Raw genomic sequence first — 21253 nt, 5'->3', positions numbered from 1 at the left:
ACCGTGTCCCGGACCGTGCTCGCCCTGGGGGCTGCGATGGTGACCGCCGCCGGCTGCGTCTGGTACCTGCCGGCGCTGGCCGACCTGCGTGCCGGGGCTGACCGCCCCGTCTCCCGTCGCACCGGTGCGGCGGCCTGTCTGAGCGGCTGGATCACGATCGGGGCCGTCGCTGCACTTCTGCTCGTGGTCCGGGCGTGGTGGATCCCCTGCGGCGTCGCCGTGGCGGGCGCCGCCGTCACGGCCGGCGTCTGGGGCCGCGCTGCGGTGCAGCGCAGGCGTGAGATGCAGGAGACGGCCCGCCACTGGGCGGAGTTGCGCGACGGTGCGCTCCGGGAGGGTGATGGCCCCTCACGGCTCGTCTTCGTCGCCCTGGTCGCCTGCGGGCTGGCCGCGGCCGCGTTCACCGCGGTCGTGGCGCTGGCCGCCGGCCCTGACGACGGCCTGCACTGGGTGCTGGCCGTCGCCGTTCCGGCCGCGGTGGTGGGCATGTTCCTCACCGCCGCGATCGCCTTCACGCACGCGGCCCGCCGCGCCACGGCGGGCCACGCGCGACCCTCGCGCTAGTGCCGTGGCAGGCAACGTTTGCCCGTTAAGGAGCGGCGTTCGGTGCGTTCCCCCACGCTCGGCTTCGCTCGCGCGGGCGGTGCCCCCACCGGCGTGCCGGCCGGAAGCCCTCGTACTGGACGTACTTGGGCTTTCGGTCGGTGCGGCGAGCAGGGGGTACCCCCTGCTCGAAGAGCTTGGGGGAGCGTGACGGGCGTCGCGACGGGGCGAACGTTGCCTGCCGCGGCGCTAGTGCCCCGACAGGCAGGCACCGGATCCCGGCTCCCCCGTAGAAACGGGGGAGCCGGGGTCTTCGGCTGCCGGGACGTTCGTCAGGCCAGGGTGACCTCGACCGGCAGCTTCTTGATGCCGTTGACGAAGTTGGAGCGGACGCGGGGGATGTCGCCGGCGAGGCGGATGTCCGCGATGCGCGGGATCAGTTCCTCGAACATGATGCGGATCTCGGTGCGGGCCAGCAGGTTGCCCAGGCACAGGTGGGGGCTGCCCTTGCCGAAGGTGACATGGTCGTTGTCCTGCCGGGTGACGTCGAAGTCGTACGGGTTGCCGAAGACCTTCTCGTCGCGGTTGCCGGAGGCGAACCACATCACGACCTTGTCGCCTTCCTTGACATGCTTGCCGCCGAGCTCGACGTCACGGGTGGCCGTGCGCCGGAAGTGGTAGACGGGCGAGGACCAGCGCAGGAACTCCTCCACCGCGGCCGGGATGAGCGAGGGGTCGTCCTTGAGGCGGGCCAGCTGCTCCGGGTGCTGGAGGAGCGCCAGCATGGAGTGGGAGATGGTGTGGCGGGTGGTCTCGTTGCCGGCGACCACCAGCAGCAGGAAGTAGTTGTCGAAGTCCCGCGCCGAGAGCGGGACGCCGTCGCGGGGGGTCTCGTTGACGAGCCGGGACACGAGGTCGGTGCCGTTGCCTCCGCGGCGCTGCCGGGCGAGTTCGCGGCCGTACTCGAAGACCTCGAGCGAGGCGGGGGAGCGGAAGGGCAGGTCGCGGTACTTCTCGCTCTCCTCGGTGTGCAGCAGTACGTCCGCGTAGTCCGGGTCGGTGTTGCCGATGATCCGGTTGCCCCAGTCGATGAGCTGCTGGTTGTCCTCCGGCGGCACGTCGAGGAGGCGGGCCAGGACGTTGATGGGGAAGTCGGCGGACACCTCCTTGACGAAGTCGAAGGTGCCCTTGGCCAGGGCCGCGTCGAGCGTCTTGGCGGTCAGACCGCGCAAGAAGTCGCCGTAGCTGTTGATGACGCTCGCGCCGAACTGCCGCTGGATCACGCTGCGCAGCGCGCGGTGACGGACGCCGTCCATCTCCAGGATGGAGGCGCGCTTCTTGATCTGGTCGTCGTCGACCTCTTCGAGGTTGACGAACTTCGAGGAGGTGAACGTCTCCGCGTCGCGGTCGACGCGGGCGATGTCGGCATGGCGGGTGACGGCCCAGAAGCCGGAGTTGGGTGCCTCCTCGGGCTGCCAGTGCACCGGGTCCTCGTGGCGCAGGGTGTGGAACATGCGCCAGGGCTTGATGCCGTCGGCGAAGTTGTCGAGGTCGGCGAGGTCGACCTGGTCGAGGGGGAGCGGCTCGTCGAGGGCGGCGCGCAGCTCGGCGCTGGTGGTGGGGGTGGCGGGGACGACGGGGTGGGTCATGGCGATGGGTCTCCTGGGCGAGGGGTGAAGGTGCGGAGGGCCGAGAACTCCGGGGGCTTCAAAGGTGGTAGGCGTACTCGGTGAACTCCCAGTCGGTGACGTGCCTTTCGAAGCGCTCGACCTCGTCGCGCTTGTAGGTGAGGAAGGAGGCGGTGAAGTCCTTGCCGAGGACCTTGGTCAGCGCGGTGTCCGCCTCCAGGGCGTCGAGCGCGGCGGGCAGGTTCATGGGCAGCAGGGACGCGCGGGCGGTGTCGTAGCCGTAGCCCTCCAGCGGGGCCGGTGGCTCCTGGCCCGCCTGGACGCCGAGCAGCGCGGCGGCGATGGTCCCGGCGATCAGCAGATAGGGGTTGGCTCCGGCGTCGCCGAGGCGGAGTTCGATACGGGCACCCGAACCGCGCTCCGGCGGGATGCGGACCATGGCGCTGCGGTTGTCCAGCCCCCAGTCGATCAGCCAGGGCGCGAGGGTGTCGGGCCCGAAGCGCTTGTAGGAGTTGACGGTCGGATTGGCCAGCGCCGCGAGCGCGGGGGCATGGGCGAGGATGCCCGCCACGGCGTGACGCGCGGTGGCGGACAGGCCGTACGCCCCGGCGGGGTCGTCGAAGGCGTTGCGGGAGTCCGCCGCGTCGGCGGTCTCGCAGGACAGGTGGAGATGGAAGCCCGAGCCGCCCGCGTCGCCGAACGGCTTGGCCATGAAGGTGGCCAGGTTGCCTTCGCGACGGGCCAGTTCCTTGACCGCGGCCTTGAAGCGGAAGGCGCGGTCGGCGGCGTCCAGGGCGTCGGAATGGGTCAGGTTGATCTCGTACTGGCCGCCGTCGAACTCGTGGTTCCCGGTGATGACGCCGAGGTCGAGGTCACGCAGGTGTCGCAGGGTGCGCAGCAGATGGTTGCCGGGGTCGGCGCGCAGTCCGGCGGTGTAGACGGCACCGGTGGCCTCCGGGGCGCGGCGCCAACCGGTGGCCGTGCCGGGGGCGGGCTCCAGCAGGAAGTACTCCAGCTCGGGGCCGACGACAGGGCGCAGTCCCTGCTCGGCGCACCGGGCCAGCACGGAACGCAGCAGGTCGCGGGGCGACTCGGCGGCGGGCTTGCCGGTCGCCGCGTCGGTGACCTCGCCGAGACAACAGGCGACGCCCGGCTCCCACGGCAGCGACACGAGCGTGTCCAGGTCCGGCCGTACGGTGATGTCGGGCAGTCCTGCGTCGAGTCCTCCGGCGACGGGGACCACGTCGCCCTGGGGGCTGGTGTGGTACACGGCCTTGCAGAAGGCCAGACCGTGCGCGCAGGCCGACGGGAGATGGTCCAGCAGGACGTCGCGGGCGCGGTCGGTGCCGATGAGGTCGGGGTAGATCACCCGGACCACGTCGATGCCCTCGGCGGCGAGCCGCTCCATGTGCCGGCGGATGTCTGGGGTGTCCTGGGCGCTCACCGATGTCTCCTTGGGCGGGATGGTGGGGCGCCCTCGGACCCTGGGGGCTCCGAGGGCGGAAGGACGGGAGCCCGGGGGTTGAAGAGGGAGTCGCCCGGGCAGTCATTTGAGCCCGAACGATAAGAAGTGGGATTCCTGGCCCGCAAGGGGGTGGTCGAAAAAATTTATCCATCTGGACAGCTCTTGACCAGCGTCCGGTGCGATTCCTATGTTGTTTGACGCCAAACGAGTTGGGGGTGTGGCTTCCCGCACCCCTTTGGCACGAGGGGCCCGGTCCGACCGTGATCGGGCCCCTCTCACCCCACCCCCAGCGCCTCGCTCCGACGCCCTCACCCCTCAGGAGGACCGGCCATGAAGGTCGTCGTCGACATGAACAAGTGCCAGGACCACGGCCAGTGCGTCTTCGCGGCTCCCGATGTCTTCCGCATGGACGACGACGGTCGCCTGGCGTACGTCCCCGACCCGGACGACGCACTGCGCGCCGAGGTCGAAGAAGCCGCCGACGTCTGCCCGCTCCAGGCCATCCGGATCGAGGACTGACATGGGCGCCCGCATCGTCGTCGCCGGTGCCTCCATGGGAGGCCTGCGGGCCGCCGAGCAGCTGCGCGCCGCGGGCTGGACCGGCGCCGTCACCGTGGTCGGGGCCGAGCCGCACATGCCGTACAACAGGCCCCCGCTCTCGAAGGAGGTCCTGGCGGGCAAGGCGCCCTTCGCGTCGCTGGCCTTCACACCGAAGGCGTCCGTCGCCGATGTCGACTGGCGCCTGGGCACGGGCGTCACGTCCGCCCGCCTGGCGGACCGTGTCGTCGTGCTGGAGGACGGCACCGAGCTGCCGTTCGACGGCCTGGTCGTCGCCACCGGAATGCGGCCCCGCCGACTGCGCTGCCCCGGCCCGCTCGCCGGCCGGCACACGGTCCGTACGATCGCCGACGCACAGGGCCTGCGGGACGAGCTGACCCGGCCGGGCGTGCGCGTGGTCGTGGTGGGCGCCGGATTCATCGGCTGTGAGGTCGCCGCCACCGCGGTCGCGCTCGGCGCCGCCGAGGTCACCGTCGTCGACCCCCTGCCCCTGCCCATGGTGGGGCCGCTCGGTGAGCTGCTCGCCACCGCGCTGCTGCGGCGGCACGAGGAACGCGGGGTGCGCTTCGCGCTCGGCGCAGGCGTCGCCGGTTTCGAGGGCGAGGACCGCGTCACCGGGGTCGTGCTCGACGACGGCACGGTCCTCGCGGCCGACGTGGTCGTGGAGTCCGTGGGCTCGGTCGCCAACACCGAGTGGCTCGACGGCAACGGCCTCGATCTGTCCGACGGTGTGCTCACCGACGAGCAGCTGCGGGTCGGCGGTCTCCCGTACGTGGTGGCGGTCGGTGATGTCGCCCGCTTCCCCAACGCCCGCTACGACGGCGTGGCACGCAGGGTCGAGCACTGGTCGATCCCCACCGACACAGCCCGGCACGCCGCGAAGGCCCTCGTCGCCCATCTCACGGGCGTCGACGCCGGCTTGGCGCCCTTCGCGCCGCTGCCCACCTTCTGGAGCGACCAGCACGAGTTCCGGCTGCAGTCCTTCGGGGCACCCGGGCTCGGCAAGGGCGACGTGCGGGTCCTGGACGGCGATCCGGGCGCGGACGTCCTCGTCGGATACCACCGCGACGGCAGCCTGGTCGGTGTCGTCGCCCTCGGCGGCCAGGCCGCGGTGGGTGCCGCCGCCCGCTACCGCTCCGAACTCCTCAAGCAGCCCGCCCTCACCGCCCAAGGAATCCCGACATGACCAGCGTCCGCGGTTACTTCCCTCCCAAGACGGCGACCGGCTCCTCGTCGCTGATCCCCTCACCCCCCTGGCGCTACTCCGGCGACCTGCTGACCGTCGAGTACCGCACCGACCCCGCCCGGGTACGCGAACTGCTGCCCGAGCCACTGGAACTGGCCGACGAGGACCCCGGCGCGGTCGCGCTGATCTGGGCCGACTGGCAGTCCTGTTCGGCGTCGGGGGAGGAACTGCTGGACCCGGTGCGCGCCCAGTACAAGGAGGCCTTCGCCGTCGTCCGCTGCTCCTACCGCGGGCAGACGTACTCGCGTTGCGTCTACATCTGGGTCGACAAGGACTTCGCGATCGCCCGCGGGCTGCACCAGGGCTACCCGAAGAAGCTCGGCTCGATCCACCAGACGCGTCCGCACCCCTACGGTCCCGCGCCGAGCATCGAGGCCGGCGCCCGCTTCGGCGCCACCCTCGCCGCCGCGGACCGGCGCCTGGCCCAGGCCGTGGTCACCCTGCGCGAGCCGTCCGAGACGAACGGATTCGTCAACGGCCACCCCATGGCGCACCACCGCTGGCTGCCGTCGATCGAGAAGGGCAAGGGGCTCGCCCTCGACGAGCTGGTCGAGTCCGGCGCCGCCTCCTTCGAGGCCGGACAGGCCTGGCGCGGCGAGGCGGAGCTGGAGCTGTTCGAGGCACCCACCGAGGAGCTGGCCCGCCTGGAGATCCACGAGCCGATCGCCGCCTACTACCGCCAGGTCGGCGTCGTGTGGGACGGCGGGCGGCTGCTGGAGTCCGGCACGTCCGGCGCCGAGTGACGCCCGCACTGAGAGGACTTGGAGACCGGACATGACCGACCACACCATCACCGTCGCCGGTACCGCCGTCGACACCCGGCACTGGATCGGCGGCGAGCGCGTCGCCTCCGCCGAGACGTTCACCGATGTCTCACCGATCGACCAAAGCGCCATCGGCGAGATCTCCCGCGGCACCGCCACGGAGGCCGCGGCCGCCGTGGCCGCCGCGAAGGCCGCCTTCCCCGGCTGGGCCGCCACGACCTGGACCGAACGCGCCCGTATCCTGCACGCCGTCGCCGACGGCGTCGAGAAGCGTCTCGAAGACCTCGCGATCGTCGAGACCACCGACAACGGTGCCCTGCTGCGCTCCCACCGCCGGGGCGTCATGCCGCGGGTCGCCCACAACTTCCGTTTCTTCGCCGACTGGCTGCTGCGCCTGGACCACGACGACTTCGAGACGCGCGGTCACACCAACCACGTCAGTTGGGACCCGGCGGGCCCCTGTGTGCTGATCACCCCGTGGAACGCGCCGCTGATGCTGGCCACCTGGAAGGTGGCCCCGGCGCTGGCCGCCGGGAACACGGTGATCCTCAAGCCCGCCGAGTGGTCGCCGCTGACCGCTTCGCTGCTCGCCGACATCGCCGCCGAGGCCGGTCTTCCGGCCGGCGTCCTCAATGTCGTCCAGGGTTACGGTGCCGAGGTGGGCAGCGCTCTCGTCTCCCACCCGGACGTGCGGCGGATCAGCTTCACCGGCTCCGTGCCCACGGCCAAGCGGATCGCGGAGTCGGCCGCCGCCAACCTCACCCCGCTCAGCCTCGAACTCGGTGGCAAGTCACCGCTGCTGGTCTTCGCGGACGCCGACCTGGACCTCGCCACCGACCTCGCGGTGGAGCAGTATGACAACGCCGGCCAGGTCTGCCTCGCGGCCACCCGCATCCTCGTCGAGGAGTCGGTCGCCGACGAGTTCACGCGCCGCTTCGTCGAGAAGGCCGCACGGCTCGACCAGGGCGACCCGCGCGACGAGGCCACCGACATCGGCCCCAACATCCACGCGCGGCAACTGGAGAAGATCGACGGCTTCGTCCAGCGGGCCGTCGCGGCGGGCGCCCGCGCGGTCATCGGCGGTCACCGTAAGGACGGCCTGTACTACGCGCCGACCCTCCTCACCGACGTCGCTCAGGACTCCGAGATCGTCCAGGAGGAGGTCTTCGGCCCGGTCCTGACCCTGCAGACCTTCAGTGACGAGGAGGAAGCCGTCCGCCTCGCCAACGACACCCGCTTCGGCCTCGCCGCGACCGTCGCCACCGGCGACCGCGAGCGCGCCGATCGCGTCACCGCACAGCTCGTCGCGGGCACCGTGTGGGTCAACTGCTTCTTCGTACGCGACCTGCAGGCACCCTTCGGCGGCTCCCGCCATTCCGGTGTCGGCCGCGAAGGCGGCACCTGGAGCTTCGACTTCTACTGCGACCTGAAGAACACCGTGACCGCCCCGAAGGGATGGAAGGACCATGGGTGAGATCGTCGGGGCGGGCCTGCTCGCCCATGTCCCCACCATCGTGCTGCCGAAGGCCGACCGCCTGGAGCTGAACGAGGGCAAGGAGATCACCCTCGTCACCGGCCTGGAGCAGCTCCGCAAGGACGTCTTCGAGAGCGACGACTACGACACCGTCGTCGTCCTGGACTCGCACTGGGCGACCACCGTCGAGTTCGTCGTCACCGCGCAGGACCGGCGGGCGGGCCTGTTCACCTCCGAGGAACTGCCGCGCGGTATGTGCCGTATGCCGTACGACTTCCCCGGCGACCCAGAACTCGCCCACAACATCGCCTCGTTCGCCGACCGGCACGGCACCTGGATCACCGGAATCGACGACGCCTACCTGCCGGTCTACTACGCCACGCTCAACCTCTGGAAGTTCCTCGGTGAGGGCCTGCCGGACAAGAGGTGGGTGACCATCGGCGTCTGCCAGACCGGCGACATGGAGGACCATCTGCGCCTCGGCCGGGCCCTGGCGGACGGCATCGCCGCCACCCCCGGCCGCCGGGTGCTGCTGATCGCCTCCGGCGCCCTCTCGCACACCTTCTGGCCGCTGCGCGAGCTGCGCGACCACGAGGCCAGCGATCCGGCGCACATCTTCACCCCGCAGGCGCGCGCGGCGGACGAGGAGCGCATCGCCTGGTTCAAGGAGGGCCGCCACGACAAGGTCCTCGACACGATGGACGAGTTCTGGAAGTACAAGCCCGAGGCGAAGTTCTTCCACTACCTGATGATGGCCGGCGCCCTCGGCGAGCAGTCGTGCGTCGCCAGGGCCCGCCAGTACGGCGAGTACGAGAACTCCGTGGGCACCGGCCAGGTCCACCTCTGGTTCGACCGCCCCGCCGCCGGCTGGACCGCCACCGATCCTTCGACGCCCGTCGCCGCACAGCCGTAACTAGGAGCCCCGCATGCCCGAGTACCGCCGCATCCTCCTGGACGGCGCCGCCGTCCAGGTCACCGTCGAAGGTGACGAACTGGTCGCCGCGGACGGCCGCCGCGTCAAGACCGAGGACGCCCACCACCTGCCCCCGGTCGTCCCGTCCAAGGTGATCGCCGTCCACCTCAACCACCGCAGCCGCGTCGAGGAGTTCCAGATCGGGCTCCCCGACACGCCCACCTACTTCCACAAGCCGACCTCGGCACTGAACTCCCACGAGGGCGCGATCGTCCGCCCCGAGGGCTGCAAGTGGCTCAACTACGAGGGCGAGGTCGCCATCGTCATCGGCAAGACCGCGCGGAACATCTCCCCGGCCGAGGCGGGGGAGTACATCGCGGGCTACACCGTCGCCAACGACTACGGCCTGCACGACTTCCGTGACACCGACGCCGGGTCCATGCTGCGCGTCAAGGGCTCGGACACCCTCTGCCCGCTCGGCCCCGGCCTGGTCACCGACTGGGACTTCCACGGCAAGCGGCTGCGGACGTACGTCAACGGCGAGGTGGTGCAGGACGGTTCGACCGACGAAATGAAGTGGGACATGCACTACCTCGTCGCCGACATCGCCCGCACCATCACCCTCTACCCCGGAGACGTCCTGCTGTCCGGCACCCCGGCCAACTCGCGTCCGGTCCAGCCGGGCGACGTCGTCGAGGTGGAGGTCGAGGGCCTGGGCCGGCTCACCAACCACATCGTCACCGGGCCGACCCCCGTGCGCACCGATGTGGGCGCGCAGCCCACGGAGTCCGAGGAGGTCCTGTCCACCGCCCTCGGCGGCGACTGGGAGTTCCGCGGGATCCGGCCGCCCAAGCGCTGACCCCCATACCGAGGTGCCGCACCGGGGCCGCCCGGTGCGGCACGCGAGGCGCGCCGAGCGGCGCGTGCTGGCGGAGTATGTGTGTCCGGCTGCGGGGTGGGGGTGTGGTGCGTTGCGGGTGTCGGGTAGGCGGGTCGCCAAGGTGCGGGACCGCCGGTTGAGCGGTGACGCGTCGGGTCGGCCGGTGCGGGGTGCGCGGTGTGCCTGCGGGACACGTGCGTTCCGTCGCGGGCGCGACGCTGTGCCCTGCACAGGGCGGATAGGGTCGAAGACATGACCGATTCCGCGGACGCTCCCAGGAGCCGACAACCGCGCAAGCGTGTGCACTACGGGCAGGGACGCGAAGCCCTGCTGAACGCCGCCGTGCGGGTCGTGGGTCGCGGCGGACTGCGCAAGCTCACCTATCGGGCCGTCGCGGAGGAGGCCGGGGTCACCCATGGGCTCGTTGTGCACCACTTCGGCTCGCGCGACGCGCTGATCGAAGAGGCCCTCGCCCATACGATCCGCACCTCCCTGAGCATCAGCGCGCTCGAACCCGGCACCGGAGAGGTCGCGGACTTCTCCACCGGGCTGTCCGACATGGTCACGGCGGATCCGGGCACCCAGGCGTTCCAGTACGAGCTGCTGCTCGAAGCGCGTCGCAGGCCCGAACTGCTGCCGCAGATCCGTGCCCTGTACGACGAGTACTTCGACGCCACCCGGCGCGAGTTGTCCCGGATGCTGCCGGCCGGCGCCGACCGGGCGCTGGCGCGGCTGGTCTTCGCCGCGCTGGACGGCCTCGTCCTGCACCAGCTCGTCCTCGGCGAACCCGGGGTCACCGACAACGCGCTGGACGAACTGCGCCGCCTGCTCAAACTCCTGCACGCCGACGGCGACGGCGGCGCATGACCTGCTGAGCAGGACACGAAAGGCCCTGGTGCGGCGCATTCCGGGGCCTTTCGCATACGTCACGGGATCTTCCCGGGATGCGTGGCGGCCTCGCACCGGCCCGCGCCCTGCGGCGAGACGGACCGGCACGACCGCATGCCGGGAATCTCGGCTCAACCTCTTGCCAAGCGGATAGTTCCAGCCCACCATGAGGCAACTCGTTTGGCCTTAAACGAACTTTTGCTATCCCGCTCCCGGCAGGTGATTCGAGTGGACACTCAGACGGCGGCCTCCCCGCCCATCGCGCACGATTCCTCCACGTCAGGCAGGCTCAAGCCCAATTCCCTCGGCGTCCTGGGCATCCTCTTCTTCGTTCTTTCCGCACAGGCGCCGCTGACCGGCATGGCCGGGGCCGTACCCCTCGCCGTCGGGATCGGCAACGGAGCCGGCACCCCCGCCGCGTACGTCGTCTCCGGCGCCATCGTCCTGCTGTTCTCCGTGGGCTTCGTCGCCATGGGCCGGCACGTCGTGGACGCCGGCGCCTTCTACACCTACATCGGCAAGGGACTGGGCCGCCTGACCGGCTCCGGAAGCGCGGCCGTCGCGCTCTTCGCCTACTGCGCCATCCAGGCGGCCATGTACGGGCTGTACGGCGCGACGGTGAGCGGACTGGTCGAGCACTACGCCGGTGTGCATGTGGCGTGGTGGGTCTGGGTCCTGGTCACCATGGCCGTCGTCCAGGTCCTCGGTGCCGCGGGGATCGAGATGGGCGCCAAGGTCCTGACGGTCTTCGTGCTGGCGGAGTTCAGCATCCTGTTCGCCTTCGCCCTCGTGACCTTCTTCAAGGGCGGGGGGCCCGAGGGGCTCGGTTTCACCGACAGCTTCTCGCCGTCCGCCGTGCTCCAGGGCGCTCCTGGGGTGGCCCTGATGTTCGCCGTGGCGTCGATGTTCGGGTTCGAGGCCACCGCCATCTACGGCGAGGAGGCCCGCGAACCCCGTAAGACCGTCCCCCGGGCCACCTATCTGTCGGTCGCGGTGGTCACCGGCTTCTTCGCCTTCACCTCCTGGATGCTGATCTCCGCGCACGGAGCGTCCAAGGCCACGGCCGACGCGGGCGCGGCGCTGGAGTCCGGCGATGCCACGACCTTCGTCTTCGGGCCCATCGCCGACCGGTTCGGCGCCTGGACCGGCGATGTGCTGCCGGTGCTGCTGGCCACCTCGCTCTTCGCCGGTGTCCTGGCATTCCACAACTCCGCCAACCGCTACCTGTTCTCCCTCGGACGGGAAGGCCTGCTGCCGCACAGACTGACCGCGATCAACCGGCGTCACTCGCCCTGGGTGGCCGGCAACGTGCAGACCGTGATCGCACTGCTGCTGGTCGCGCCCTTCGCGCTGCTGGGCAAGGACCCGGTGCTGACGCTCTTCTCCTGGTTCAGCGGGGTGGCGGTGCTGGCGATGATGCTCCTCTACTTCCTGACCTCCGTCTCGGTGATCGCCTTCTTCCGTCGTTCGCGCGCCGACACCCGGCCCTGGAACACGCTCGTCGCCCCCGCCCTGGGCGCACTCGGCATCGCCGGTGCCATCGTGCTGATCGTCCAGAACTTCACCACGCTCATCGGCGGCGACAAGACCACCGCCCTGTGGCTCCAGCTCACCGTGCCGGTGATCCTGGCCCTCGGGGTCGCCGCCGCCCGGCTGACCCGCGGCAGGGCCGGGGAGCGGAACTGACACATGCGGTCCGGTGCGGTCCGGCCTCGGGGCCGGACCGCACCGGACGTCCTCCTGGGTGCAGGGGCGCCTGCACGACCGAGTGTCACGGCACAGGCTCGTCACCAACGGAAGAGAAGACCAGAATCCTCGAGCTTCAGCCCGAGGAGCAAGTCAATGTCTCTCGCCCACGCTCCGTCCGGGCAGCAAGGGTATGCAAGCGGCGCGATGCAGACTGCGCAGAACCTCGGCCAGACGCTGGTCCTGGCGCTGGCCGCGGCACTGTTCAGCGCGGTCGCGGCGGCTCCGTCCGGTCGGCTCCCGGCGTTCACCGCAGCGTTTCTGCTGCTGGTGCTGCCCATCGCGCAGGCGGCCTGTCTGGCAGGCCGGACGCGCCTCGCACGCCCGGATGTGATCGCGGGCGGGGTCAAGCCGAAGGCCCGGTGATGCGAATCGCCGGGGCCTCGTCGCGTGTCAGCGGGGGGTGTTCGCCACCCGGTCGAGGAAGCCGTCGACCAGGCGGCCGGCCCTCTCGCGTGCTGCCGGTTCCATGGTGCGGCTCTGCGCGAGCAGCTCGTCCGGATCCAGGCCGTGCCGCAGGCACTGCTCCTTGCCGCCCAGTTCGAGCCAGCCGCGGATCATCGCCATGGTGATCTCCGGATGGAACTGCACCCCGAGGGAGCGTCCCACCTGGAAGGCCTGCGTGCACACGGAGTTGCGGGCCACCTCCTTGGCATCCGCCGGCGGAAGGAAGCGGTCGTAGTGCCACTGCAGCCAGGGGCCCGGCGGCACCAGGCCGGGATCGTCGGTGTCGACCTCCGTCCAGCCGATCTCGGGACGGGGAGCGGACTCGACGGATCCGCCGAGTGCGGTGGCCAGCGCCTGGGCGCCGAAGCAGACGCCGAGCACCGGCACGCCGAGGAGGTGGGCCCGGCGCAGCAGGGCGAGTTCGCCGCCGATCCAGCCGCCGATGACCTCCTCGTCGTACACCGACCAGGGGGCGCCGAGCGACACGATCAGGTCCCAGCCGTCGGCGTCGGGGAAGTCGTAGGAGACGTTCGGTGCGTGGTGCCGGTCCTGCGGCACCACCGTGAGGGTGGTGAGGTCGTATCCGCGCTCGACGAGCCGGGCGCCGACCAGTCCTGGCTCCGTGACATGTTCGTGCCGGATGACGAGTGCGCGCACGTCGGCAGCTCCTTTCCCTGATCCGGTGACCTGCCGGATCGATCCTGTTCAGCCCTTGTGGCGGTCCGCCGCCCGATCATATCGTTTGACTTCAAATGTTTCCGCTGGAGGCCTCGCATGCTGGACGTATCCCATGAGGAGTGGCTGCGCCGCGCCAAGTCCCTTGACCTGCCCGGCGCCCATCACATCGACGGCGCCGACCACCCCGGAGGGGGAGCGGGCTTCCCGGTCGTCTCGCCCCGCGACGGCCAGGTGCTGGCACAGGTCGCCGACGCGGGCCCCGCCGAGGTGGACACGGCCGTCGCCGCCGCTCGGCGGGCCTTCGACTTTGGACCGTGGCCGCGCCTTTCGCCCGCCGAGCGCGGCCGGGTTCTGCTGCGGATCGCCGACCTGCTCGAAGAACGGCGCGAGGAGCTGGCGTTGACCGTCAGCCTGGAGATGGGCAAGCCCATCAGTGACGCGTACGGGATCGAACTGCGCGCCGCCATCACCACCTTCCGCTGGTACGGGCAGCTGGCCGACAAACTCACCGACGAGTCCCCGCACACCGCACCGGACGCGCTGGCGTTGATCACCCGGGAGCCCGCAGGGGTCGTCGGCGCGGTCGTTCCCTGGAACTTCCCGCTGACGCTGGCGAGCTGGAAGGTGGCCCCGGCGCTGGCGGCCGGCTGTACGGTGGTGCTCAAGCCCTCCGAGAACTCCCCGCTGTCCGCGCTGCTGCTGGCCCGGATCGCCACCGAGGCCGGACTGCCGCCGGGCGCGCTCAACGTCGTGTGCGGTGACGGACCGGTGGCCGGCCGCGCCATCGGCCTCCATCCGGACGTCGACGTGCTGGCTTTCACGGGCTCCACGGCCGTCGGCCGCCATTTCCTGCGGTACGCCGCCGACTCCAACCTCAAGCGCGTCTGGCTGGAGCTGGGTGGCAAGTCGCCGAACATCATCCTTCCGGACGCCCCCGATCTGGAGCGGGCCGCGGCCACGGCCGCCTGGGGCATCTTCTTCAACCAGGGCGAGATGTGCACCGCCCCCTCCCGACTGTTGGTGCACACGTCGATCGCCGAACAGGTCACCGAGGCTGTCGTGGCGAGGGCGCGCGAGCTGCGCGTCGGTGACCCGCTCGACCCGGCCACCGAGATGGGTGCCCTGGTCGGCGAGAGCCACCTCGGCCGGGTCCTGGAGCACATCACGGGGGGCCTGGACGAGGGCGCCCGGCTGCGTGTCGGAGGCGGGCGCACCCGCACCGAGTCCGGTGGCAGCTTTCTGCAACCCACCGTCTTCGACCGGGTGGACCCGGGCATGCGGCTGGCCCGGGAGGAGATCTTCGGGCCCGTCCTGTCCGTGCTCACCTTCGACGACGTGGACGAGGCCGTCGCACTCGCCAACGCCACCGAGTACGGGCTCGCCGCCGCGGTGTGGACCTCCGACCTGACCACCGCCCACCAGGTCTCGCGTGCCCTGAAGGCCGGCACGGTCTGGGTGAACTGCTACGAGGAGGGCGATCTGACCGTTCCCTTCGGGGGCATGAAGCAGTCCGGCAACGGCCGTGACAAGTCCGCCCACGCCATCGAGAAGTACACCGAGCTCAAGACCACCTGGATCCAGCTGTGAGACCGCTCATCGCCGTCCCCGCCCGTTTCTCCGCCACCACCTCCGCCCTGCGGTACGCCGCCGAGGTGAACGCCCGCGCGCTCATCGAGGCGGTGTGGCGGGCCGGCGGCGAACCTGCCACCATTCATCCGGCCGACCCGGCCGCCGAGGACGTCGCCGCCCGGCTCGCCCGTTTCGACGGCGTCCTGCTCCCCGGAGGCGGGGACATCGCCCCGCGCCGCTACGGCGTCACCGACACCCACGACAGCGTCTACGACGTCGACGACCTCCAGGACGCCTTCGACCTCGAAGTCGCCCGCACGGCGATCGCCTCGGGCCTGCCCCTGCTCGCCATCTGCCGTGGTCTGCAGATCGTCAACGTCGCCCTCGGCGGCAGCCTGGAGCAGGACATGGGCGGCCCGGAGCGCGCGCACCGCCACATCGTGCACCCGGTCGCGATCCGGCGCGGGACCCTGCTCGAACAGGCCACCGGCACCGGGAAGGCGGAGGCGTCCTGCTTCCACCACCAGCGCGTCGACCGAACCGGGGGCGGGCTCGCGGTCACCGCGCACGCCGCGGACGACACCGTGGAAGGGCTCGAACTCCCCGGCGCGGCCGGGTGGTTCACCGCCGTCCAGTGGCACCCTGAGGACACCGCCCACGAAGACCCCGCTCAGCAGGGTCTGTTCGACGCGCTCGTACGGGCCGCTCGCGACAGAATCCGAAGCTGACCCGGCCGTCCCCTTCCCCGTGACCGCCTCAACTCGACGGTGTGGCGATCTCCTTGGTGATCGTGGGCCCGAAGCGGCGCAGCTGCGGAAGGGTGGTGACCATGTGGGCCACGACCCGGTCGCTGAGGCAGACATGGCGGTGGGGGACATCGCCCGGGAAGCGCACGAAGTCACCGGCCGACAGGTCCACCGGTTCGTTGACCGGGCCGGTGCGCAGCTTCCCGGTGATCAGGTAGAGGTGGTGCAGGGTGCCCGGGGCGTGCGGAGCGATCGTTTCGGGGGTCCCGGTGCCGCGCTCCAGGCGGAGCACCAGGGTCCGGACGTAGCCGGAGCCGTAGGTCTCGTCCAGCGGACGCTCGGTCCAGTGCCCCCGGTCGGACCATTCGCCCTCGTCGTGCCGTTGGACGTAGACCGGGGTGCCCCACTCGGTCAGCAGGCGGCGGGTGGGTACGTCCAGTGCGGCCCCGAGCAGCGCCAGGGTTTCCACGGTGGGGTTGCCCAAGCCCTGCTCGATCTTGGACAGCGTCTGCTTCGACAGACCGGACCGGCGGGCGAGTTCGCCCAGGGACATCGCCCCCGTTCCCGACGAGCAGTGGGGCGAGACCGTGGCCGCGGTGCTGACCGTGGAGGATCCCGCGGCCATCACCCTGGAGGGCGTCCGTGCCTACGCGGCCGGGCAACTGGCCCGGTACAAGCTGCCGCGACGCCTCAAGCTCGTCCCCGCTGTCCCGAGGAACACCTCCGGGAAGCTGGACAAGGTCTCCATCCGAAGCCTGGCGGACGGGGAGGACTGAGGTGATCGCGGTGCCCTCCCTGCCCGTACTCGACATCCCGGGCGCACGGAAGATCACGGTGGAGTCGTGGACGCGCTTCACGGGCCGCCTGCGCCTGTACGCGCAGGACATCGACGTCGGTGTCCGCGTGGAGCGCTGCGCGGCCGGGCGGCTCCGGGACGCGTATCCGGCCGGTGCCCATGACCTGGAGGTGCGGATCGACGGCGGATGCCCGCAGGACACCCTGGCGGAGCTGCTCGGGACCCTCGTGGACGCGGTCAGGACGGCGGATCCGCACTGCCGGAGGATCGTCTACGCCGTCGCGGAGGACGACCGGGAAACCCGCGCCGCGGTGGCCGCCGCCGGCTTTCGTCATGCCGTCGACGTGGACCTCGGCCGACAGCAGCTCAGCCTGCTGGTGGCCGAGCCGGAGTGGGTCACCGCCACCGACATGGACCTGGATCACGTGCCGGGGAGCTGAGCGATGCCCTGCGTCGGCCAGTCCGTGCCGCGGGTGTGCCTCTGCCTGCGGCACAGACTGGCGCGGCAGGTGTTACTGAGGCTTGAAGGAGCGGATCTGGTAGCTGCCCATCAGGTTGCCTCCCGCGCCGGCCCGGGTGGAGCCGACGCGGTTGTGGTAGTTGGTCTGGGTGTAGTACTGCACCCGGTGCCCCGTTCCGTTCCACACGGAGAGGACCTTCTGCCCCCTTCGGATGAAGGAGCAGTCGTCGGCGGTGTTCGCCTTGCTGGGTTGCTGCCACTGGCAGCGGGTCCCCTTGCCCTTGTAGGCGCTGTAGATGCAGAAGTGTCCCGGGGCACAGTTGTCGAAATCGGTCCGGTGGGCCGTGGTCGTGGGGGTCGCGGCCGCAGCGGGTACGGCCCCGAGGGCAGCGACCAGTGCGACAGAGGCAAGGGCGAACGAGCGGATACGACGCATTCCATGGGCTCCTTCTCCTCCCCGGTGGTCCAGGGCGGTCGCGCCGCCCGGGGCGGGGAGGGTCAGCGGGGTCAACTGCTCACGAGGAGGCCACAGCAGCACCACCGGAATCAAGGACAATGCCGGTAAACCGCCCTTTAAGGGGAAACGGGGCGCAGCGCACTCTCTGCCGCGTTGATCACCGTGTCGCGTTGACGGTGGTGGCGCTCGTACTCCAGTACTTGCCGGACCACGCGGTCGGAGACGTTGCGCAGGTGTGTCTTGACCCGCTCCGGACCCATCGTGTCGTAACCGGCCCAGGGCTCGGCTTCGCGGAGGTGCTCAATGGCCTGCAGCACCCCGGGCCTGCCCGCGTGTGCGCGTTCGTAGCCCTCGATCACCGTCAGTTCCGTCTGAGACACGCCGCGCAGGCGCTGCTGGATCTCCGTGATGCCGAGCTGGCTGAAGCCGGGGATGGGCAGGTCGTTGTCGCGGGCGACCGCGCCGTGGACCTTCTCTGCCAAGTGGGTGACGGCGGGTACCTCTCGCAGGGTGCTGCCGGCCTTGTGTCTCGCCCGCCTGGTGCTTCTGCGGAAGGCGATCCGCAGCCGGAGGCCCGCAGCGCGCATCCTGCGTATGACCGCGTTCAGCAGTCTGCGCACGTCGGCGGCTGCGCGCGGTGAGGGGCGGCGGCCGTCGGAGGCTGCCGCCACGGCCCTGGCCCGTTGGGCGAGATTCTCCTCGAGGGTCTCCAGAATCTGCTCGTCCTGGCGACGCAGCACGACCAGCAGGTCCGCGGTCTCCTGGTCGTGGAACTGTTCGGCGATGTTCTTCCCCGCCTGGCAGGTGGCCAGGGCGCGGGCCGCGGCGGCGTAGGCGTCTTCGGTGTTCTTCAGCAGACGGCGCTCATCGGCCGGCTGCCGACCGCGGGCCGTCTCCGTCACGACCCGTACTCCCACCTGCAGGGGCAGTACGGCCGTCCGCACGGCGCCGCGGGTCACGAGTCGCGTCCATCGCGCCGCGGTAGAGAGCAGCCCGCGGGCCGGACGTATCTCGCGCACGCGGTCCTCGATGCGCTCGAGGTGGTTCTGAGCCTCGGCGACCTGGCGTTCCAGTCTTTGCCTCTGGATGCCGGGCGGTGTGATGGTCGCATCCGCCCGGAACCGGTCGACGACCGCGGCGTGGGCCTCGCGGGCGTCCTCCAGTGCCGGTATCAGCACATCCGTCATCGCTGCCATGAGCTGCTCCTGGTGGTAGCGGGTGCGGCCTAGCAGCCGCGCACGAAGAAGGGCTGCCCGCCGTCCATCGCCGTGGCAGGGCAGCCGGAACCCATCCTGCGGAAGGTTGCCCAAGATCGCCCGGCGAGCCGGTTGCCCCTGAGCCCCCACGACCCGTTGGCCGCCCCGACCAGCGGGCGCGCCTTCCTGCGAGGCGCACTCACTCGAAGGGGCCGTCCGGGTGAGGCGCCCCGATAGTGCTCCCGCGAGATCGACCAGTGCCGAGTGGTGCTGATCGAGTGGTGGATTCATCGCGTTCGGGGGGATTCTGGTCCTAGTCATCCATAGCTTGCGCGGAGTATGCAGTGCACAGCAGCTCCGCCCCGCCGTCGCTGCTCCTTCCGTCACCGGGGGGCGAAGTGAAAGTCGAACTGATCCAACGCGCTGCCGACGTGCTGTTCGACGTCCCGGACGAGGTGCACGAGGAGATCATCAAGCTCATCGACGCTGTGGCCAGCGATCCGGAGGCGCAGGTCCCGGATCTGGCTGCGGCGTTCGGTGAGTGGTGCTGGCTCGTGTACATCATTCACGGGGACGTGATCGAAGTACTGGACGTCGGCTGCGCACGGTGATGCGTGGGCCAGAACCCAGGGTCACGCGCCACCTGGCCGGCCTCCCCCCACGCCCCGGCTCCTCCCCCTCCTCCCCGGGTACGGGAAGCGGCTGCCGCCACGGCGTGGAGGTGTCGATCTTCGGTGCGGTTCGGCGGAGACCCTCTGCCGTGGCCTCGGCCTGTGGTCCGGATCGGACGGAGACGGCGAGAAGGCGGAACGGCGCGGGAGGCCGGAGTTCGACGCACACCACGGGTCCGCCGGGCCGCACGGCCACGAAGTCCTTCCCGCCTTGATGGACACGCGTGCCGACGCAGAGGGCGCCGGGAATCCACACGCCCCGCAGGCGGACTCCACGCAGCGCACGCCACCAGTCGGGTTCCACGGTCACCCGGCACACCGCCGCCGACGGCAGACGCACGCTGCCGCGGCGCGCGACCGCCTTCTCCCACCACGACAGGCGCACGACCACGTCGTCACCCTTGACGAGCATCCGTGCCATCGCTCGGCTCCTCCCTTCCATCCTCGCTCGTGTACCGCCGGCACCGCCTGTACTCTCTGCGGGGCTGACGGTCTTTCCGGGGAGTGTGGGGCAAGTGAAGAGTGAGGAGATCGTAGCCCTCTTCGACGGCCGGGGCCGGATCGAGCTGCTGCTCGGCACCTTGGAGAACCTCTTTACGCGCAACGTCGAGGGGATCGCCCACGCGCTCGGCTACCGGCTGCTGTCCACTGAGGTCATCGGCCGTACCCGCATCCGTTATTGCTTCGAACGCGACGACGCGCCGCTCGCACGCCGCCGGGCCGAGCTGACCATCGCACGCCTGCGCGCGGGCGGCCCGGTGCTGCCGGCGTGCGAGCCGCCGCCGCCCCCGCCCCCTTCGCCCCCGCCACCGCTGCCGCCCGAATCATGGCCACCCCTGCCACCTTCACGATAGGAGGGCGGCAATCCGACGACAGCCCTGATCAGCGAACTGGCAGCCCAGCACCCCGGCGCCGCGAACACCCCTGGCCGCTGCCCCACCTCCTGGACGCCGGACGACCGCGAGGCCCGGCGCCTGTACTCCCAGCCTTGCCCCCCAGTACGCCCGCGAGACGCAGCAGCGCGCCGAGTACCGCGAGCACCCCGGACGTCGACGTGGACCGCCTGATCCGCAACACCTACAAGGTCCTGCTGACCCGGGGCATGGTCGGCACGATCGTGCACTCGACGGATGCGGAGACGCGTGAGAAGCTCCGCGAATTGGTGGGGGGCCGTGAAGCGGGAGCCCGCCGAGGTCTGACGGCGGGGCGGATGGCCAGGCAAGGAAGCTCTTTCCAAGATCACCGGCGTCGGATGTGTGCGCGAGCTCTCACAGGTTCATGACCACCACGCGGTCTCCGCAGAGCTTGCGCAGGTCGTCCTCGTCGGAGGTGAAGACGGTGACCGGCCCCGGCTGCCGCAGGGCGACGGCGGCAAGAGCCGCGTCGATGGCGTACTTGTGACCATGGAGGCCGGCCTCCATGAGGAGGCCGATGGCCTCCTTGGCGATCTCCTCGGTCACCGGCTCGACGCGGACACGGCACAGTGCCCAGTGCCAGGCAGGGATGTACGTGCGCATGTCGTATGCCTCGATCAGTGTCATGGACGTGGTCATGACGCGGATGCCGAGTCGATGGGCCTCCTTGATCCGGACGCCCATGCGCCGCTCGCCGCGCACCCAGCGCGACAGGCCCTCGCAGTCCAGAAGGTAGGCGGCGTCCGCCGTCACGCTGCTGCTCCCCGCTGCTCGGGCGCCGACTCAACCGGCTCACCGGCAGCTACGCGCTGGGCGCGGGCCAGGTCGGCATGCCTACGCTCGATTTCCCGGTGCTCGGCCTCCGCCTCGGCCAACTCGGCCTCGGTGACCTCGCCATACTCCTTCTCCCACCATGCGATTGCTTCCCCGAGCCGGTCCTGCTCCCGCTGGCGCTCTATGGCATGGGTGACATAGCGACTGAAACCGCCGGGTCCCACCTCGGCGCGGATGGCCTCAGCCAGCTCTTCGGGGAGCGTCACGGTGTACTTCTTCGTTGCCATACCGTCGACCATACCGAGGTTCCGGAGGGGGGCGACCTCAAGCGGGGACGGCTTCACGCCATCGAGTGAGCAGCGAGGGCGCAGGTGAGGGTGTGGTTGCGCGCGCAGAGGTTGACAGCCGTGTGGAGGTCGCGCATAGCCTCGCCGAGCAGG

The 21253-nt window shown here is 70.7% G+C and carries 24 protein-coding genes and 1 pseudogene; 17 read left to right on the top strand and 8 right to left on the bottom strand.

Annotated features, from left to right (window positions below; all coding sequences use genetic code 11):
* The first annotated feature begins 3 nt into the window (after positions 1-3).
* Positions 4-564: a hypothetical protein gene (locus tag BIV24_RS13125; RefSeq protein WP_107459401.1), complete on the top strand. Its 561-nt coding sequence runs from the start codon at positions 4-6 to the stop codon at positions 562-564.
* A 311-nt stretch (positions 565-875) separates the two neighbouring features.
* Here BIV24_RS13125 and BIV24_RS13120 read toward each other — a convergent pair whose 3' ends face one another.
* Positions 876-2192: a cytochrome P450 gene (locus BIV24_RS13120; RefSeq protein ID WP_071366446.1), complete on the bottom strand. Its 1317-nt coding sequence runs from the start codon at positions 2190-2192 to the stop codon at positions 876-878.
* 58 nt (positions 2193-2250) lie between these two features.
* A complete protein-coding gene (locus BIV24_RS13115; RefSeq protein ID WP_071366445.1) occupies positions 2251-3615 on the bottom strand; it encodes a glutamine synthetase family protein in 1365 nt (454 codons plus the stop codon).
* A gap of 351 nt (positions 3616-3966) precedes the next feature.
* On the opposite strand from BIV24_RS13115, the gene BIV24_RS13110 reads away from it, so the two are divergent.
* The 9 genes from BIV24_RS13110 (at position 3967) to BIV24_RS13070 (ending at position 12471) form a co-directional block, all read left to right on the top strand.
* Positions 3967-4155, top strand: a complete 189-nt coding sequence (locus BIV24_RS13110) for a ferredoxin (protein WP_071366444.1) — start codon at positions 3967-3969, stop codon at positions 4153-4155.
* A gap of 1 nt (position 4156) precedes the next feature.
* On the top strand, positions 4157-5380 hold the full coding sequence (locus tag BIV24_RS13105; RefSeq protein ID WP_071366443.1) for an NAD(P)/FAD-dependent oxidoreductase: 1224 nt from the start codon (positions 4157-4159) through the stop codon (positions 5378-5380).
* Positions 5377-6183, top strand: a complete 807-nt coding sequence (locus BIV24_RS13100) for an acetoacetate decarboxylase family protein (RefSeq protein WP_071366442.1) — start codon at positions 5377-5379, stop codon at positions 6181-6183. Before BIV24_RS13105 ends, BIV24_RS13100 begins: the two co-directional genes overlap by 4 nt.
* 31 nt (positions 6184-6214) lie before the next feature.
* Entirely contained in the window at positions 6215-7678 is a 1464-nt protein-coding gene (locus tag BIV24_RS13095) for an aldehyde dehydrogenase (RefSeq protein WP_071366441.1), read from the top strand.
* On the top strand, positions 7671-8591 hold the full coding sequence (locus BIV24_RS13090) for a 3,4-dihydroxyphenylacetate 2,3-dioxygenase (RefSeq protein WP_071366440.1): 921 nt from the start codon (positions 7671-7673) through the stop codon (positions 8589-8591). Before BIV24_RS13095 ends, BIV24_RS13090 begins: the two co-directional genes overlap by 8 nt.
* A 13-nt stretch (positions 8592-8604) precedes the next feature.
* Positions 8605-9450, top strand: a complete 846-nt coding sequence (locus tag BIV24_RS13085; RefSeq protein ID WP_071366439.1) for a fumarylacetoacetate hydrolase family protein — start codon at positions 8605-8607, stop codon at positions 9448-9450.
* 273 nt (positions 9451-9723) lie between these two features.
* On the top strand, positions 9724-10338 hold the full coding sequence (locus BIV24_RS13080) for a TetR/AcrR family transcriptional regulator (RefSeq protein WP_071366438.1): 615 nt from the start codon (positions 9724-9726) through the stop codon (positions 10336-10338).
* Between the two features lie 249 nt (positions 10339-10587).
* On the top strand, positions 10588-12045 hold the full coding sequence (locus BIV24_RS13075) for an APC family permease (RefSeq protein ID WP_071366437.1): 1458 nt from the start codon (positions 10588-10590) through the stop codon (positions 12043-12045).
* 156 nt (positions 12046-12201) lie between these two features.
* Positions 12202-12471 carry a hypothetical protein gene (locus BIV24_RS13070; RefSeq protein ID WP_071366436.1) on the top strand — a complete coding sequence of 90 codons (270 nt, stop codon included), beginning with the start codon at positions 12202-12204 and terminating at the stop codon, positions 12469-12471.
* Between the two features lie 27 nt (positions 12472-12498).
* On the opposite strand, the gene BIV24_RS13065 is transcribed toward BIV24_RS13070, so the two are convergent.
* On the bottom strand, positions 12499-13209 hold the full coding sequence (locus BIV24_RS13065) for a type 1 glutamine amidotransferase (protein WP_071366435.1): 711 nt from the start codon (positions 13207-13209) through the stop codon (positions 12499-12501).
* Positions 13210-13326: 117 nt separating this feature from the next.
* Here BIV24_RS13065 and BIV24_RS13060 point away from each other — a divergent pair, with 117 nt between their 5' ends.
* Complete coding sequence (locus tag BIV24_RS13060) at positions 13327-14817, top strand: aldehyde dehydrogenase (protein WP_071366434.1); 1491 nt, start codon at positions 13327-13329, stop codon at positions 14815-14817.
* Positions 14814-15527: a gamma-glutamyl-gamma-aminobutyrate hydrolase family protein gene (locus BIV24_RS13055; RefSeq protein WP_071366433.1), complete on the top strand. Its 714-nt coding sequence runs from the start codon at positions 14814-14816 to the stop codon at positions 15525-15527. The genes BIV24_RS13060 and BIV24_RS13055 overlap by 4 nt, the downstream gene beginning before the upstream one ends.
* 28 nt (positions 15528-15555) lie before the next feature.
* On the opposite strand, the gene BIV24_RS13050 is transcribed toward BIV24_RS13055, so the two are convergent.
* Entirely contained in the window at positions 15556-16098 is a 543-nt protein-coding gene (locus BIV24_RS13050; RefSeq protein WP_071366432.1) for a helix-turn-helix domain-containing protein, read from the bottom strand.
* Between BIV24_RS13050 and BIV24_RS36030 the strand changes: the two genes are divergently transcribed.
* Positions 16016-16321 (top strand): AMP-binding enzyme, encoded by a 306-nt coding sequence (locus tag BIV24_RS36030; protein ID WP_079168239.1) that lies wholly within the window; start codon positions 16016-16018, stop codon positions 16319-16321. The two genes, BIV24_RS13050 and BIV24_RS36030, sit on opposite strands and share 83 nt — an antisense overlap.
* A gap of 1 nt (position 16322) precedes the next feature.
* Positions 16323-16781 (top strand): hypothetical protein, encoded by a 459-nt coding sequence (locus BIV24_RS13040; RefSeq protein ID WP_079168233.1) that lies wholly within the window; start codon positions 16323-16325, stop codon positions 16779-16781.
* 72 nt (positions 16782-16853) lie between these two features.
* On the opposite strand, the gene BIV24_RS13035 is transcribed toward BIV24_RS13040, so the two are convergent.
* Positions 16854-17237: a peptidase inhibitor family I36 protein gene (locus BIV24_RS13035; RefSeq protein WP_071366430.1), complete on the bottom strand. Its 384-nt coding sequence runs from the start codon at positions 17235-17237 to the stop codon at positions 16854-16856.
* Positions 17238-17374: 137 nt separating this feature from the next.
* The gene (locus BIV24_RS13030; protein ID WP_071366429.1) at positions 17375-18454 is read right to left on the bottom strand and encodes a hypothetical protein; all 1080 of its coding nucleotides are present in this window, start codon (positions 18452-18454) and stop codon (positions 17375-17377) included.
* 344 nt (positions 18455-18798) lie between these two features.
* Here BIV24_RS13030 and BIV24_RS13025 point away from each other — a divergent pair, with 344 nt between their 5' ends.
* From BIV24_RS13025 to BIV24_RS35330, 3 genes and pseudogenes are all read left to right on the top strand, one after another.
* Positions 18799-19065, top strand: coding sequence for a hypothetical protein (locus tag BIV24_RS13025; RefSeq protein ID WP_245766790.1), 267 nt, complete (start codon positions 18799-18801; stop codon positions 19063-19065).
* A 575-nt stretch (positions 19066-19640) separates the two neighbouring features.
* Entirely contained in the window at positions 19641-19979 is a 339-nt protein-coding gene (locus BIV24_RS34375) for a hypothetical protein (protein ID WP_071366428.1), read from the top strand.
* 182 nt (positions 19980-20161) lie between these two features.
* Positions 20162-20407 (top strand): annotated as a pseudogene (locus BIV24_RS35330) (DNA/RNA helicase domain-containing protein); the annotation flags it as partial.
* On the opposite strand, the gene BIV24_RS13015 reads toward BIV24_RS35330, so the two are convergent.
* Positions 20394-20792: a hypothetical protein gene (locus BIV24_RS13015; protein ID WP_071366427.1), complete on the bottom strand. Its 399-nt coding sequence runs from the start codon at positions 20790-20792 to the stop codon at positions 20394-20396. The pseudogene BIV24_RS35330 and the gene BIV24_RS13015 overlap by 14 nt on opposite strands.
* A complete protein-coding gene (locus BIV24_RS13010) occupies positions 20789-21100 on the bottom strand; it encodes a hypothetical protein (protein ID WP_071366489.1) in 312 nt (103 codons plus the stop codon). The genes BIV24_RS13015 and BIV24_RS13010 overlap by 4 nt, the downstream gene beginning before the upstream one ends.
* Between the last annotated feature and the right edge of the window lie 153 nt (positions 21101-21253).

It is taken from the genome of Streptomyces colonosanans, assembly GCF_001866645.1.
Lineage (GTDB): Bacteria > Actinomycetota > Actinomycetes > Streptomycetales > Streptomycetaceae > Streptomyces > Streptomyces colonosanans.
The sequence above is the reverse complement of the archived record's forward strand: the minus strand, read 5'-3'. Positions and strand labels throughout refer to the sequence as shown.